General features: G+C 68.5%; 14 protein-coding genes and 1 tRNA gene. 7 read left to right on the top strand and 8 right to left on the bottom strand.

Annotated elements, in window-relative coordinates; genetic code table 11:
• Positions 1-49 precede the first annotated feature (49 nt).
• From AB0K52_RS03245 to AB0K52_RS03225, 5 genes are all read right to left on the bottom strand, one after another.
• A complete protein-coding gene (locus AB0K52_RS03245) occupies positions 50-1,810 on the bottom strand; it encodes an IucA/IucC family siderophore biosynthesis protein (RefSeq protein ID WP_363525468.1) in 1,761 nt (586 codons plus the stop codon).
• A complete protein-coding gene (locus tag AB0K52_RS03240) occupies positions 1,807-2,391 on the bottom strand; it encodes a GNAT family N-acetyltransferase (RefSeq protein WP_363525465.1) in 585 nt (194 codons plus the stop codon). Before AB0K52_RS03240 ends, AB0K52_RS03245 begins: the two co-directional genes overlap by 4 nt.
• Positions 2,388-3,662: a lysine N(6)-hydroxylase/L-ornithine N(5)-oxygenase family protein gene (locus AB0K52_RS03235; RefSeq protein ID WP_363525462.1), complete on the bottom strand. Its 1,275-nt coding sequence runs from the start codon at positions 3,660-3,662 to the stop codon at positions 2,388-2,390. Before AB0K52_RS03235 ends, AB0K52_RS03240 begins: the two co-directional genes overlap by 4 nt.
• Positions 3,659-5,062 carry an aspartate aminotransferase family protein gene (locus AB0K52_RS03230; protein WP_363526157.1) on the bottom strand — a complete coding sequence of 468 codons (1,404 nt, stop codon included), beginning with the start codon at positions 5,060-5,062 and terminating at the stop codon, positions 3,659-3,661. The genes AB0K52_RS03235 and AB0K52_RS03230 overlap by 4 nt, the downstream gene beginning before the upstream one ends.
• Before the next feature lie 450 nt (positions 5,063-5,512).
• On the bottom strand, positions 5,513-7,189 hold the full coding sequence (locus tag AB0K52_RS03225; protein ID WP_363525459.1) for a DUF885 domain-containing protein: 1,677 nt from the start codon (positions 7,187-7,189) through the stop codon (positions 5,513-5,515).
• A 67-nt stretch (positions 7,190-7,256) separates the two neighbouring features.
• Here AB0K52_RS03225 and AB0K52_RS03220 point away from each other — a divergent pair, with 67 nt between their 5' ends.
• From AB0K52_RS03220 to AB0K52_RS03200, 5 genes are all read left to right on the top strand, one after another.
• Positions 7,257-7,817, top strand: coding sequence for an NADAR family protein (locus AB0K52_RS03220; protein WP_363525456.1), 561 nt, complete (start codon positions 7,257-7,259; stop codon positions 7,815-7,817).
• 76 nt (positions 7,818-7,893) lie between these two features.
• Positions 7,894-8,424 carry a TetR/AcrR family transcriptional regulator gene (locus AB0K52_RS03215; protein ID WP_363525453.1) on the top strand — a complete coding sequence of 177 codons (531 nt, stop codon included), beginning with the start codon at positions 7,894-7,896 and terminating at the stop codon, positions 8,422-8,424.
• Positions 8,421-8,777, top strand: coding sequence for an SMR family transporter (locus AB0K52_RS03210; RefSeq protein WP_363525450.1), 357 nt, complete (start codon positions 8,421-8,423; stop codon positions 8,775-8,777). Before AB0K52_RS03215 ends, AB0K52_RS03210 begins: the two co-directional genes overlap by 4 nt.
• Positions 8,777-9,094 (top strand): SMR family transporter, encoded by a 318-nt coding sequence (locus AB0K52_RS03205; protein ID WP_363525447.1) that lies wholly within the window; start codon positions 8,777-8,779, stop codon positions 9,092-9,094. The genes AB0K52_RS03210 and AB0K52_RS03205 overlap by 1 nt, the downstream gene beginning before the upstream one ends.
• Before the next feature lie 182 nt (positions 9,095-9,276).
• On the top strand, positions 9,277-10,746 hold the full coding sequence (locus AB0K52_RS03200) for a DUF234 domain-containing protein (RefSeq protein ID WP_363525444.1): 1,470 nt from the start codon (positions 9,277-9,279) through the stop codon (positions 10,744-10,746).
• Positions 10,747-11,062: 316 nt separating this feature from the next.
• Here AB0K52_RS03200 and AB0K52_RS03195 read toward each other — a convergent pair whose 3' ends face one another.
• Together AB0K52_RS03195 and AB0K52_RS03190 are read right to left on the bottom strand one after the other, a co-directional pair.
• Positions 11,063-11,866, bottom strand: coding sequence for a hypothetical protein (locus AB0K52_RS03195; protein ID WP_363525441.1), 804 nt, complete (start codon positions 11,864-11,866; stop codon positions 11,063-11,065).
• 362 nt (positions 11,867-12,228) lie between these two features.
• The gene (locus AB0K52_RS03190; RefSeq protein WP_363525438.1) at positions 12,229-12,726 is read right to left on the bottom strand and encodes a hypothetical protein; all 498 of its coding nucleotides are present in this window, start codon (positions 12,724-12,726) and stop codon (positions 12,229-12,231) included.
• A 135-nt stretch (positions 12,727-12,861) separates the two neighbouring features.
• Between AB0K52_RS03190 and AB0K52_RS03185 the strand changes: the two genes are divergently transcribed.
• Entirely contained in the window at positions 12,862-13,137 is a 276-nt protein-coding gene (locus AB0K52_RS03185; RefSeq protein ID WP_363525436.1) for a hypothetical protein, read from the top strand.
• A 46-nt stretch (positions 13,138-13,183) separates the two neighbouring features.
• Here AB0K52_RS03185 and AB0K52_RS03180 read toward each other — a convergent pair.
• A tRNA-Asn gene (locus tag AB0K52_RS03180) sits at positions 13,184-13,256 on the bottom strand.
• 250 nt (positions 13,257-13,506) lie between these two features.
• On the opposite strand from AB0K52_RS03180, the gene AB0K52_RS03175 reads away from it, so the two are divergent.
• The gene (locus tag AB0K52_RS03175; protein ID WP_363525433.1) at positions 13,507-13,839 is read left to right on the top strand and encodes a YtxH domain-containing protein; all 333 of its coding nucleotides are present in this window, start codon (positions 13,507-13,509) and stop codon (positions 13,837-13,839) included.
• The last annotated feature ends 125 nt before the right edge of the window (positions 13,840-13,964 follow it).

Genomic DNA, 13,964 nt, shown 5'->3' with positions numbered 1-13,964 from the left:
GGGCCAACCCCGAGGGGTTGGCCCACACGCACTTCTCTCGTGCGTGCCGTCACCGCCAGGCGGCCAGGGGGTTGTCGAGCCTCCCTGCGTAGATGAGGCTCTCCTCCTGGTTCTCGAGGTCGACCATCTGCTGGTTGTTCCTGAGTTGCAGGCGGTTCAGGCACGAGAGGGTGAAGCTGTCCTCGAAGAGCGGGAACCGTGCGAACGCTTCAGCGAGCTCCGGGTGCGCCGCCTGGTAGTCACGCAGCGATTCGGCCGCGACCCGCCAGAACTCGTCCTCGCTCAAGACGCCGTCGAGGTGCAGGTGGCCGGCCAGGAACCGCAGGAAGCAGTCGACGACGTCAGTGAGGATCGACAGCGCCCGCACGTCGTCGGGCACCTCGGCCCGGATGCGCCCGATCGCCTCGGGCACCGGCGTCGTGGCCTCGAGCACGGCGCACTCCTCGCCGATGTCCTTGAAGAAGACGCGTTCGACCGCGCCGTCCTTGAGCACCAGGATCACGTTCTCGCCGTGGGGCATGAACACGAGGCCGTACCGGTACAGGCAGTGCGCGACCGGCACGAGGTACGCGTCGAGATAGCCGCGCAGCCAGTCGGCCGGGCGCAGCCCCGAGCGGCGGATGAGGGCCGACGCGAGCGGCTTGCCGTCACCGTCCACATGCAGCAGCGAGGCCATGGTCGCGACCTGCTCGCCCTTGGCGAGCTTCGGGACCGGGCTCTCGCGCCACAGGGCCGCGAGCATCTTCCGGTACGGCGAGCCCTTCGGCGCGCCCGCCGTGTAGGCCGGGTGCCGGTAGCCGACGGACGCGCGCTCGCGCAGGACGGTCACGCCGTGCCGCTTCAGGGTCGGGTCGCCGTGCACGAGGTCGGCCACGTAGTCGCTGATCGCGGGCGTGACCTCCATGTACTCGGTCGAGAGCCCGCGCATGAACCCCATGTTGAGCACCGAGAGCGCGGTCTTCACGTAGTCGGCCTCGGGCCGGGAGCGGTTGAAGAACGTGCGGATCGACTGCTGCGCCTGGAAGTCGTCGTGGCCCTCGCCGAGCGGGACGAGCCGCCCCGCGGCGATCTCGGGGGCGAAGGTCACCGAGATCCGGTTGCGCCACTGCCACGGGTGCACCGGGATCAGGTACACATCCTCATAGGACAGTCCCTTGTCGGTGAGCAGTGACGCGAAGTACTCCCGCGAGTCCGCGTCGAGCTGCGTCTCCAGCAGCCAGGCGAAGTCGAGCTCCGGCGAGGCCGCGAACATCGCGTGCTCGCGCCGCGCCGCGACCCACATGAGCCGCACGCCCGCGCCGGTCTCGGGCGCGTACGACAGGTAGTCCTCGGAGGTGAAGCCGAGCCGGCCGGAACCGGCGACGAAGCACGGGTGCCCGCCGGTCATGCCCGCCTCGATCGCCTGGAACCCCGCGTCCACCAGCGCCTCCGCGCTGGGCTGGCCCTCGCCGAGCTGGTAGGCCCCGCGGTTGATCGTGGCGGCGACCTCCTCGAGGTACACCGGCAGCACCGCGTCGCCCAGGCCCAGCTCGCCCTTGAACGAGAGGAAGAACGAGGCCGCGTCCAGCTCGAGCGCGTCGCCGGCGGCGTCGGTGCGCTCGATCGAGGCGGGGTCGACCATCCAGTGGTCGAGTTTGAGCCGGTGCGCGGTGAACCGGTACCGCTCCGGCCCGGCCGAGAGCGTGTACGCCTCGCCGTCCTTCACCGGCACGAGCAGCCGCTCGTGGGCGAACTCGCCGATGGCCTTGGCGAGCAGGTTCCGCGTGGCCCGCTGCCACAGTTCGGGGGTCAGGTGGTCGATCGCGCTCACGCGGGCACTCCTCTCGCGGCGGACCGCTCGAAATCGATTCGGGTGCAGAAGCTCAGCAGCGCCTGCTTGTCCTTGAGCTCCACCGTGCGCTCGGGCTTGAACCCGACGAACTCGTTGAGGCGGTGGATCGCCTCGTTGCCCGCGTCGGGCTCGACCACGACCCGCTGCGCGCCGAAGCCGTCGAACAGCAGGTGCATGACCGTGGCCATGACGCCCTTGGTGAACCCGGGGATCGGCTTGTCGGTCGGCGCGGTGAGCACATGCATCCCGATGTCGCCCGCGACCGGGTCGTAGACGGCGGCCAGCTCGGACTCCGCGGGGTCGTAGACCTCGACGAGGAACCGGGCCCGGTAGTGGTAGAGCCCCATGTAGGCGACGTGCGCGGGGTTCGCTTCGATGGCCTCGTGCTCGGCGAGCACGTCGGCCACGGAGGCGTCCTGCATCATCCAGTACTTCGCCTTCGGGTGCGTCACCCACTCGTGCAGGAGCGGCGAGTCGGTGGGCGGATCGACCAGGCGCAGGCCGAAGTCGCCGAGGCTTTCGTGCAGGTGGTAGAAGGTGTCGGGGGCCTGCAGGCTCATGCGGGTGCTCCGAATTCCTGGAAGCCGATGCGCTGTTCGATCGGGTAGACCTCCCGGCCGGTCAGGGACCGGATGATCCAGGAGTTGCGGTAGGCGGCCATGCCGAGGTCGGGTGAGACGAAGCCGTGCGTGGCGAGTTCGGCGTTCTGGACGAAGATCTCGCCGTCACCGGAGGCGTCGACGCTGTAGTCGCGGCGCGCTTCGAGGCGCCCGGTGGCGTCGAAGCGCAGCCGGTCGCGGACCTCGTTCATGAACTCGGGCACGCGGTAGCTGTAGCCGGTGGCGAGGACCAGGCCCTCGGTCTGCAGCTCGAAGGACCGGTCCTGCTCGTGCTGGCGCACGCTGAGCCTGACGCTCCCGCACCCGGCCGCCTTCTCCACGGTGCAGTTGGTGAAGAGCCGGGTCGGCACGGACCCGCGCTCGAACCGCTTCTGGTACAGCAGGTCGAAGATCTCGTTGATGAGCTCGGCGTTGATGCCCTTGTAGAGGTTCTTGTGGGCCGCGTTGAGCTCGTCGCGCTTGGCGGACGGCAGCCCGTGGAAGTAGTCCACGTACTCCGGGCTGGTCATCTCGAGCGTCAGCTTCGTGTACTCGAGCGGGAAGAACCGCGGCGAGCGGGTGACCCAGTTGAGCTCGTAGCCGCCTTCCTCGATGTCCCCCAGGAGGTCCCGGTAGATCTCGGCGGCGCTCTGGCCGCTGCCGACCACGGTGATCGAGCCGCATTCGCGCAGCCGGTCGCGGTGCTCTAGATAGGACGACGCGTGGCAGACCGTCGGGCTCTCGAGGTCCCGGCAGGAGGGCGGGATCCAGGGGGGCGTGCCGGTTCCGAGCACGAGCCGCTTCGCGTAGTCCACCGCCGCGCCCGCGGGGCCGTCGGAGTGGACCGCGTAGACGCCGTCCTCCCAGGTCACCGCGGTCACGGTCCGCTCGTAGCGGAGGTTCTCGAGCTTCTCGGCGGCCCAGCGCAGGTAGTCCTGGAACTCGGTGCGCAGCTGGAAGAACGACTCGCGGATGTAGAACGGGTAGATCCGCCCGCTCTCCTTGAGGTAGTTGAGGAACGAGTACTCGGAGGTCGGGTCGGCGAGGGTCACGAGGTCGGCCATGAACGGCACCTGCATCGTGGTGCCCTCGATGAGCATCCCGGGGTGCCAGTCCACGTTCGGCTTGCGCTCCAGGAAGATCCCCTCGAGTTCCTCGATCGGCGCGGTGAGCGCCGCGAGCCCGAGGTTGAACGGCCCGAGGCCGATCCCGATGAAGTCGTAGACCTTCACGACGCCACCTGGGCCTTCTTGCCGTGGCGCGCCAGGGCTTCGAGCACCGGGACGATGTCGGCGAGCCCGGTCTCGGGGTTGAGCAGGGTGAGCTTGAGGGCGGTCCGGCCCTCGACCTTGGTGGCCGCGACCATGCCCTCGCCGGAGGCCGCGAGGGCTTCGCGGGCGAGGCGGTGGGTGTCGTCGTCGGCTCCGGCGAGGCGGAACAGGACGGTCGAGAGCTGCGAGGGCGGCGCGGCGACCTCGAAGCGCGGGTCGGAGGCGAGCCAGTCCCAGGTCTGGTCGGCGAGCGCGCAGACGCGGTCGAACATGTCGCCGAGGGTGTCGGGTCCCAAGGTGCGCAGGGTCATCCAGAGTTTGAGCGCGTCGAAGCGGCGGGTGGTCTGGAGGCTCTTGTCGACCTGGTTGGGGAACACGGCCTCGGCCGGGTTGAGGTAGTCGGCGTGGTGCGTGACGTGCCGCAGGGAGGCGCGGTCGCGCACGAGGAGCGCGGAGGAGCTGACGGGCTGGAAGAACGACTTGTGGTAGTCGACGGTGACCGAGTCGGCGTGCTCGATGCCGCCGAGGAGGCCCCGGTGCTTGCGGGAGACGAGGACGCCGCAGCCGTAGGCGGCGTCCACGTGGAACCAGACCCGGTGCGCCGCGGTGACTTCGGCGATCGGTCCGAGCGGGTCCACCGACCCGAAGTCGGTGGTCCCGGCGGTGGCGACGACGGCGGCGGGGATGAGGCCCTGCTCGCGGCAGGTCTCGATGGCAGCGTCGAGGGCGGCGGGGTTCATGCGGAACCAGTCGTCGGCGGGCACGGTGATCACGGCTTCCTCCCCGAGGCCGAGCAGCCGGGCCGCCTTGACGACGGAGAAGTGGGAGTGCGGCGAGGCGAAGAGCCGCAGGCGGGGGAGCACCTCGACGCCGCGCAGTGGGGTGTCGGACTCGAGGCGGTGCTTGAGGAGGGCGTTCTCGACGGCCTCGTCGCGGGCGAGGAGGAGCGCGTGCAGGTTCGACTGCGTCCCGCCGGAGGTGAAGACGCCGTCGGCGTCGGGGCCGAGGCCGATGCGCTGCGCGGTCCAGTCGATGAGGCGCTGCTCGATGAAGGTGCCGCCGGCGCTCTGGTCCCAGGTGTCGACGGAGGTGTTGACGGCTGCGAGCACGGTCTCGGCGGCGACGGCGGGGAGCGCGACGGGGCAGTTGAGGTGGGCGAGGTAGCGCGGGTGGTGGAACCAGACCGCGTCCTTGAGGTAGAGCTCGCCGACCTCGTCGAAGGCGTCCTCGAAGGACGCCAGGGGCCGGTCGAGGTCGACCGCGGCGATGGCCGGTCCGAGGTCGGCGGGGGCGGCGCCGGTCCAGGGCCGGTCGACGGCGGCGAACCGATCGGCAAGGCGGCCAGCGACGTCGGCGATCATGCCGCGGTAGGCGGCGGCCGATTCGCGGCCCAGGAGGGCCGGCGGGTCGGAACTGGCGAGCGGCGCGGGAGCCGGTCGGAGGTCGGCGCTTGTCAGCACGGAGGGTCACCTTTCGTACGAGCACAGGTCTCTCGGAATGCCGGGGAACGTGTAGGTTAGGCTAACCTAAATCACGCCCGCGCAGAAGGGTCGATCCCGAATGGTGACGCTCTCCACGAATGCTTGCGGAAGCTGCCCGCTCACGGCATTTGCGCGCGCAGCGGCGTCGCGATGAAGTCCAATGTGGACTGATAGATCACACTGCGCCGCAGTGAAGACGCTGCGGGCACGGTGAAAGAGACTGAGTTGCGGCGGCGCCCGGGGGGAGCCACCGCCGCGACTCATATCGTGCAATACGGGGCCGGAACTGTCTGTCACCAATCCGACAACGGACCGTCAGGCCCCGAACCCCTAGGCCCCCTCGGCGATCCAGTCCTCCACGACGCCGGTCATCACCGCCAGCGGGATCGACCCGTTGGAGAGGATGCGGTCGTGGAAGTGCCGCAGGTCGAACGCGTTCCCCAGCTCCCGCTCGGCCCGCTCGCGCAGCGCCCCGATGTGCCGGCGCCCGATCATGTACGCGAGGGCCTGGCCCGGCCAGGCGATGTAGCGGTCGATCTCGTTGTCGATGTTCACCTGCGAGAGCGCGGTGTTCTCGCGCATGTACGCGACCGCCCGCTCCCGCGACCAGCCCAGGAGGTGCATGCCGGTGTCCACCACGAGGCGGCAGGCCCGCCACGCGTCGAACGAGATCATGCCGAGCCGCTGCAGATCGCCGCTGTAGAGCCCGATCTCGTCGCACAGCCGCTCGGTGTACAGGCCCCAGCCCTCGCCGAACGCGGTGACGTACGCGAACCGGCGGAACCGCGGCAGCCCGTCGAGGGTCTGGCCGAGCGCGAACTGCAGGTGGTGCCCGGGCACCGACTCGTGGAACGCCAGCGCCTCGTACTCGTACCTCGCCCTCGTCTCGGGCGCGTAGGTGTTCACCCAGTGCGTGCCCGGCCGGGAGCCGTCGGCGGCGGGCACGGTGTAGTACGCGAGCGTCGCGCCCTTGGCGGACGCCGCGGGGATCTCCGCGATCGTGCACGGCGCGATGTCGTACTCCAGGAACGCCTCCGGGAGCGCGGCCTCGGCCCGGCGCAGCGCGAGGGTGACGTCCTCGACGATCTGCTCGCCGGTCTCGTACCGCAGCGAAGGGTCGTCGCGGAGGCGCGCGATGGCGTCGGCGGTGTCCCTCGCGCCGAGCGCCCGCGATCCCACCTCGGCGAACTCCTCGCGGATCCGCTCGACCTCCTCGAGCCCGATCCGGTGGATCTCCTCGGGCGAGAGGTCCGTGGTCGTGTACTGGCGCGTGGCCGCCGCGTACCCGTCCGACCCGCCCGGCACGTGGCAGACCCCGGAGTACTCGTCGAGCCGCGAGACGGGCAGGAACTCGCTCTCGAGCGCCTCGCGCCAACGCGCGAGCGAGGGCCGCACGCGCTGCGAGACCAGTTCGGCCGCAGCGGCTTTCCACTCCGCCACATCGACCCCGGCGGGCGCGGGCGACACGAGCGGATCGGTGTCGAGCCCCGTCGCGACGTAGTCGTCGAGCTGCTCCATGACGCCGAGCACGCCGTGCCGGGTCTGGGTCCGGCCCTCGGCGCCGGCCTGCCGGTACCGCTCGAGGACGGCGTCGAAGTAGTCCCCGAGCGCGCCGAGCCGCACGAGGTAGTCGCGGCTGCGCTGCCCGGTGTCGACGCTCATGCGCGGCAGTGAGGAGAGCATCGTGGAGACGGTCCCGGAGATCGTGTTCGAGACCCCCACTTCGCCCAGTGCCGCTTGGAGGCTCGCGGTGTTGTCCGCGGTGAGCCGCGCCAGCATCGAGTAGGTGATGCGGTCCTGCCCGGTGAGCGATTCGGCGTCGACGGCAGCGAGCCCCGCCTGGATGTCGGCCTGATGCGCCAGCCGCACCTGGTCGCCCTCCCGGCTCGGGTCGGGCAGCCTGTCGTCGTATCCCGGAATCCCGTAGAAGCTCGCCGCTGTGGGGTTGTCGGCCAGATGGAAGTCGAAGTACCGCTGCGCGAGCGCGTCAAGACTCGGATCACTCATGAAGCGACCCTACGCGGCCGAGGTAACCGCCGCCCGGGCCGATCGTCGGTGTGGCAAGGTGGGGCGCATGTCTGCAGCGCTCGTTCTGCCGCGCGACGTCGACGAGGCGATCGCCCTGACGTCGGCCGGCCGGTCCTTCAAGTACGTGCACTTCTGGGGCCACTCGCCCGAAGCCGACGGCAGCGCTGGGCGGGGGTGCCTGAGCCAGTGGTGGCCCGCGGCCTTCGCCGAGGACGGGCACCGCTTCGCCTCGGCCGAGCACTACATGATGGCGCACAAGGCCTGGCTCTTCGGCGACGCCGCCGCCGCGAAGAAGATCCTCGCCGTGGGCCACCCGGGCGAGGCGCAGGCGCTCGGCCGCAAGGTCCGCGGTTTCGACCAGGCGACCTGGGAGGCCGAACGGTTCGGCATCGTCGTGCGCGGCAGCCTCGCCAAGTTCGGCCAGCACCCCGACCTCCAGGCCTACCTCCTCGGCACCGGGGACCGCGTCCTGGTCGAGGCGAGCCCCCGCGACCGCATCTGGGGCATCGGCCTCTCCGCCGCCGACCCGGCCGCCGCCGACCCCGCCGCGTGGCGGGGCCTCAATCTTCTCGGTTTCGCCCTCATGGAGGCCCGCTCCCAGCTCTGAGCCGGTGCAGTCCCGACAACTGCCCTGGTCAAGCCATGCTTGCGGAACCAACCTTCCGGAAGGTAAAGTTGCGGGCATGAGTTCGAGAGAGCAGATCATCGACGGCGCGCTCGCGATGCTCCGCGCGAGCGAGTCCGTCTCACTGGAGTCCGCCGCGAAACGCGCCGGGCTCACCAAACCCGGCCTGATGTACCACTTCCCGACCAAGGAAGCGCTCATGCTGGCCCTGGTGGACCGCGTCATCGACGGCTGGGAGCGCCGGCTCGAGGACGCCCTCGACGGCCCGCTCGACCAGGCCGCCCCCGCCGCCCGCCTCGCCGCGTACCTGGAATGGGCGCTGGCGGGCGAGGCTGACTGGAGCGACCTGGTCATGTTCGCCGACCCACGCCTGTGCGAGGAGCTCACGGCCCGGTGGATCGCGCGCATGAAGCCGTGGTTCGACGTGCCCGAGGACCTTCCCGCGACCGAGCGCGCCCGGCTCGCGGCCGTCCGCTTCATGGCCGACGGCGTCTGGTTCGCCGACGCGATGGCGGCCGTGCCGCCGGACGACGACACGCGCGCAGGACTGCGCGCCCTCGCGGCCGAGGTGCTGGGGGCTGAGCGATGAACGCGAAGCCGTGGCTCCTGCTCGCCGGAGCGATCGTCAGCGAAGTGACCGCCTCCCTGACCTTGAAGGCGGCCATCGACAACCCGCTGCTGTACATAGTGGTCGGCACCGGGTTCGTGGCGGCGTTCGCCTTCCTCGGCGCGGTCCTCAAGGCGGGCATGCCCCTCGGGGTGGCCTACGGCGTCTGGGGCGCGATGGGCGTCGTCCTCACGGCGGTGCTCGGCTCGGTGGTCTACGGCGAGCCGCTCACCGCGGTCATGGGGCTCGGCATCGCGCTCATCATCGCCGGCGTCGTCACGATCGAAGTCGGCTCGGAGCGGGCGGCCGCCCGCGTGACAGAAGGAGCGGCGTGATGGCATGGGCGTTCCTGGTGGGGGCCATCCTCACCGAAGTGACGGCGAGCCTCTCGCTCAAGGCGGCGACCTCGGGCCGCAAGGCCTGGTACGCGGTCGTGACCGCCGGCTACCTCCTGGCCTTCACCGGCCTCACCCTCGCCCTCGACCGCGGCCTGGGCATCGGCGTCGCCTACGGCATCTGGGTCGCCTCCGGCGTCGCCCTCACCGCCATCGGCAGCCGCCTCCTCTTCAAAAAACCGCTCACCAAGCTCATGGCCCTCGGCATCGCCCTCGTCGGCGCCGGAGTCCTCCTCGTAGAAATCGGCGGCCACTGACGCCACCCGAACACGCCAAAAAGGGCCGGTCGACGACCGGCCCTTCTGTGTCTGCTCCCCTCCTCAAGGCCCATGCGCGTCGATCCCCACAGGTAACGGCCCTGCGCAACCGCCTAGCGGGTCTCATACCCCGAACCGTCTGACTTAGATTCGTGCTAACTTAGATGTGATCTAAGTTAGTGATGACTGACTGGTCGGGGGGCGACATGCGCAAGGCTCCATTCGTAGGGCGCAAACGGGAGATGGCAGATCTTCGGTGGAGGCAGGAACTGGTCGAACGTGATGGCGAGGGCGCCGCCGTCGCCATCCGGGGCCGTCGGCAGGCCGGCAAGTCGAGACTGGTCGAGCAGTTCTGCGTCGAGGCGGCGCTGCCGAGGCTGTACTTCCAGGCGAGTAGGGGGGTTGGAACCGCTGAATCGCTTGAGCTGTTCATGGCCGCGCTTCGGGCCTCAGACCTCCCTGGCGCCGCTGCTCTGCCGAATGCGGCGCCTCGAACATGGCTCGAAGCGTTCGAGCTGCTCGCGCTCGCTCTGCCCGAGGATCGCGTTTCAGCGGTGGTCATAGACGAGATCCCATGGTTGTTCCAGCAGGATTCGCGCCTCGAAGGCTATCTGCAGACGGCATGGGATCGGCTGCTCAAAAGCAAGCCGGTGCTGCTGCTACTGGTAGGCAGCGATATCCACATGATGGAGGCTTTCATCGGCTATGACCGCCCGTTCTACGGGCGGGCGGATCCGATGGTGGTCAAGCCGTTGAACCCCGCGGACACTGCGGAGCTCACCGGCCTGCGCGGCGTTGACGCGCTCGACGCCTACCTCATCACCGGCGGATTCCCTGCGCTCTGCAGAACGTGGGGCAACGGTTCGAACGCCCTGGACTTCTTCGCCGAGCAGTGCCGCAGAGCGACGAGCCCCCTGTTCACCATCGGTGAGCAGATGTTGGACTCGGAGTTCCCGCAACCGGATCAGACGCGCAAGGTGTTCTCGGCGATCGGGAGCGGTGAGCGGACCTTCGGCAATATCGCCGCCCATGCGGGGCGGGGCCCGGACGAACCGATCAAGTCGGGCTCGCTCGGTCCCATCCTCAACCGTCTCCACGACAAGTACGCGATCGCCTTCGATCAGCCTCTCGCCACCCGACCCGGCAATGGCGGCAAGCTGTACCGTGTCGCCGATTCGTATCTGCGGTTGTATCTGGCGATGCTCGCCAGCGCTCATGAGGAAGTGAAGCGCGATCGTCACGAGCAGGCGCTGCGGATGATCAAGCGGCGATGGGAAAGCTGGCGGGGCCGAGCGATCGAGCCGGTGGTTCGAGAAGCGCTCGCTCGCGCATCCGCATGGAACGAGTTTCCGTGGCCGGAGGCGGTCGAGGTCGGTGGCTGGTGGCCGCGAAGCTTCGACCCCGAGGTGGACCTCGTCGGAGCAGATCGTGGACCTGTGGCGAGGAAGGTCTTCTATACGGGCTCGATCAAGTGGCTCAGCACGCCCTTCGACCGCCACGACCTGAACAGTCTCAGGAAATCCGCGGTGGCGGTCCCTGGGGCTTCGGACAACGCGGGCGGCATGGTAGTGGTGAGTCGATCCGGTGTAGCCGACGGCGTGGCCGCCGACATCGTGTGGGGGCCAGACGACATCCTGGCCGCATGGGAGTGACATCAGGAGGGAACGGAAGAGCCGCTGGACTTCGGTGGAGCCTCCGTAGATCCGACGAATGTAAGCTGAGCAGGGTTACTTTTCGGGGGCTTCGCTTACATTTGGCTTGTGTCGCGCCAGGTAGCCGCAGCCTCGATCTGGCTCGCGAGGACAAAGAAGAAAGGCCGGTCTCCCGACCGGCCTTTCGGTGTGGCTCCCCTCCTCAAGGCCTATGCGCGTCTATCCCCGCAGGTAGCGGCCCTGCGAAACCGCCTAGCGGCCCTAATAACCCCCGAACCCGACTCCGTGATAGCCGAGGATTGAGGCTCGGACCGGGTCAACTCATCTCCATTACTGGCGGGTGCTCCGGGTCGAGGCCGCAGTGGAAGATCTGGAGGTCATAGCCGCGACCGAGGTAGACGTCGGCGCAGGAGTAGAAGAGTTCGGCATTTGCCGCTTTGTCGCGTTCCTCGGATGGCGTCCAGTGTGATGTTGGAGCACCGGTCTCTCCGCTGGTGGCGGTCAGCAGCGGTTTCGCCTTCGCTCCGCATTCGCAGAGGACGTCGTAGGCATCGATGATCATCCACGCTGCTCCGTGGCCGTTCACCTTCCAGCCAGGTGCCAGCGCGTTGTCGTGGTAGTCGAAGGTCTCCAACCGTTCAGAGGTCGCCTTGATCTCTTCCCTGAGCTCCGGGGACAGCAGATTCATATCCGGATACTCAGTGACCTCTTCGGGGGCGAGCACACATGGGCTCGGCACGTAGTCCTCGAAGCCGACCAGCGTGGAACCCATCGGGTACATGGGCTTGAACACGGACTGGGTGGTGTCTCGCCACCGGAGCTGGACCGCGGGCCAGTACTCCTCAGTCGCTGGATGGTCAAACGGGCACCACAGGACCTGGAGCAGGTCGAAGCGTTCGCTGAACGGCAGGCCTGCCACATCGCGTGTGAACAACTGGGCCACGGGGAGGAGCGGCGCAGTTGCGGTGCCAGACTCGTCTCGCCGGGGGTTGCGGCGCTCGGGTTCGCGGAGAGCATCCAAGAAGGCTCGTTCCTCCGCGCTGAACATGTCCGGCGTACCTGCGCGTCGCCTGCTCCATGCCAGGTTCATAATTCGCCGCTCCTCGAAGACTTCGTCCAACGTTGCCAGCGAGTCCCACTCGTGAGGGCCTGAACATGTCGGCCAGGGTTCCTCGCTGGGCCACAACAACGGCCCCCCGATGGAGGATTACTCTGCGGTCGGGTTGCCGTGCCGAGGATGCAGCCGTACAGCAGTGCGGGCCAACGTGGCAAGCTCGGGGAACATGGCGGCGAGATCGAACGTGCGGTCAGGCGTGGTGAAGGGCATCGGGATTCCAACGGTCGGAGGGCATGAACCGCTCGGAAACTAGCACCGCCATACGACAAGAGGACGAAAGCCGGTCAGGAGACCGGCCTTTTGTGTCTGCTCCCTTCCTCAAGGCCCTTTCGCGATTTCGACTCGCCCACGGTCTGAGACTCGGGTCAGTCGAAGTTCTCGAGGACGAGGGCCCCGATCTCGGGGTCGCAGGCCTCGACGATGGACCGGTACTGGTCCGTTCTAAGCCAGTACAGGATGTAGTAGTCAAAGAGGTCGGTGACGTAGTCCGAATCATCGGGACCGCGGTAGGGAGCGACGTACCGGATGATCTGCAGTTCTTGTCTCAGCGCTTCAGCTGATTCGGGGTAGTCGTCGAGCAGCGGTCGGAGTACGGAGCCGCAGTATTCAAGGAGCAGCACTCCGTCGCTGGCAGGGAGCGGCATGCTTTCTCGCTCCAAGGCGTCATCGAGTTCAACGACCAGTGCCTTGCGGATGAGCGGCCGTGCGGCATCGGAGTGGCGCCACAGCAGGTCGGCAACCCTGCCCATTGACCACACCTGGTCGCTGTAGCCCTGGTACGCCTCGAGCTGCGCGCGCAGTTTCGCCTCGGCCATGAGCTCTGCGGCGAGATTGCGCGGTCGTTTCGGGGTGTCCGGGGGCATGAGAGGTCCGTCCAGCGAGCGGGGATACGAAAGGGGCGCAAACGAGTCTATCCCCGCAGGCAGTTGCCCTGCCCGAGGGCGGTCTTGGCAGTTTGGCCGATTCCCCGAGCGATGGGCGGCGCCTACCGTCTGAGGATGGACAAGAAACGACCCCTCGATAACGGCCCGCTCACCGCCATGATCTTCTGCGGGACGGCCGCGTTCGTCGTGGGCGCGGTCATCTGGCTCGCCAATACCGACTTCGACTATGACCCCAACTCCTACGGCGGTGGCTTCGACGACTCCAGTCCTGCCGGCCAGTTCGCCGGCACCTCGATCGGCCTGGCCGGTCTGCTACTGCTGGCCCTCGGCTGGGCGGCCGCCGCGATCTGCCGCCAGATCGCCGATGCCGCTCAACGCCCGGAAGCTTGAGGCAAGAGGAAAGGCCGGTCGAGAACGACCGGCCTTTCTGTATCTGCTCCCCAACTTGGACTCGAACCAAGAACCTGCCGATTAACAGTCGGCTGCTCTGCCAATTGAGCTATTGGGGAAGGGGTTCTAGCTCGGCTTCCGCCGTGCGAACCGGATATGACAGTACAGGACTGGCGCGGGCGGGTGCCACCGGGGTCGGTGTGGTGTGGGTCCGATCCGGGGTGGAAACGGGCGGCGCGTTTCCGTCATGGGCCGCGTGGGCACCCCGAGATGGGGCAGAATGGCCGCTATATGCGGCGACGCACAGTGAACTCCAGAGCACAGCAACCAGAGCAGCGTTCGGCCCTTGGGTCGGCCGAGGAGGCAAATATGCGGAAGTGGTATCTCGTAGCCGGGTTCGCGGTCGGCTACGTCCTGGGGGCGAAGGCCGGGCGCGAGCGCTACGACCAGATCGTCGACTACACCAGGCGCGTGACCGGCAACGACAAGGTGCAGCAGGTCGCGTCAACGGTGCGCACGCAGGCGAACAAGGCCGTGGACGCGGCGCAGGACAAGATCAAAGGCACCAAGTTCGGCGAGATCGTCGAGAACTTCACCGCGAGCGCGGACGAGCCCCCAAAAGCTGAGCCCTGGGACTCCGCCGGGGTGACCACTCCGGCCCGGAGCGACAGGGCGCTTCGCGGGGACGCACCCGGGTTCTGAATCCCTTAGGGGAGCAGTGCGGCGGGGGGGGGGGTGGTTGCGGCCCCCCGGCGGGTGTTATGATTTTAGGGGGGCGGGGGGGGCGGGGGGGGCGGGGGGGGGGCGGGGCGGCAGTGCCAGGGCCC

Origin of the sequence: Glycomyces sp. NPDC049804, assembly GCF_040674615.1 — a bacterium.
GTDB classification, from domain to species: domain Bacteria; phylum Actinomycetota; class Actinomycetes; order Mycobacteriales; family Micromonosporaceae; genus Glycomyces; species Glycomyces niveus.
This window is presented reverse-complemented; position numbering and strand designations above follow the sequence as displayed.

Excerpts from the sequence above, each read along its gene's own strand:
- AB0K52_RS03240 (WP_363525465.1), bottom strand. The coding sequence starts at position 2,391 with ATGAGCCTGCAGGCCCCCGACACCTTCTACCACCTGCACGAAAGCCTC.
- AB0K52_RS03230 (WP_363526157.1), bottom strand. The coding sequence starts at position 5,062 with ATGATCGCCGACGTCGCTGGCCGCCTTGCCGATCGGTTCGCCGCCGTC.
- AB0K52_RS03225 (WP_363525459.1), bottom strand. The coding sequence starts at position 7,189 with ATGAGTGATCCGAGTCTTGACGCGCTCGCGCAGCGGTACTTCGACTTC.
- AB0K52_RS03220 (WP_363525456.1), top strand. The coding sequence starts at position 7,257 with ATGTCTGCAGCGCTCGTTCTGCCGCGCGACGTCGACGAGGCGATCGCC.
- AB0K52_RS03215 (WP_363525453.1), top strand. The coding sequence starts at position 7,894 with ATGAGTTCGAGAGAGCAGATCATCGACGGCGCGCTCGCGATGCTCCGC.
- AB0K52_RS03210 (WP_363525450.1), top strand. The coding sequence starts at position 8,421 with ATGAACGCGAAGCCGTGGCTCCTGCTCGCCGGAGCGATCGTCAGCGAA.
- AB0K52_RS03205 (WP_363525447.1), top strand. The coding sequence starts at position 8,777 with ATGGCATGGGCGTTCCTGGTGGGGGCCATCCTCACCGAAGTGACGGCG.
- AB0K52_RS03200 (WP_363525444.1), top strand. The coding sequence starts at position 9,277 with ATGACTGACTGGTCGGGGGGCGACATGCGCAAGGCTCCATTCGTAGGG.
- AB0K52_RS03190 (WP_363525438.1), bottom strand. The coding sequence starts at position 12,726 with ATGCCCCCGGACACCCCGAAACGACCGCGCAATCTCGCCGCAGAGCTC.
- AB0K52_RS03185 (WP_363525436.1), top strand. The coding sequence starts at position 12,862 with ATGGACAAGAAACGACCCCTCGATAACGGCCCGCTCACCGCCATGATC.
- AB0K52_RS03175 (WP_363525433.1), top strand. The coding sequence starts at position 13,507 with ATGCGGAAGTGGTATCTCGTAGCCGGGTTCGCGGTCGGCTACGTCCTG.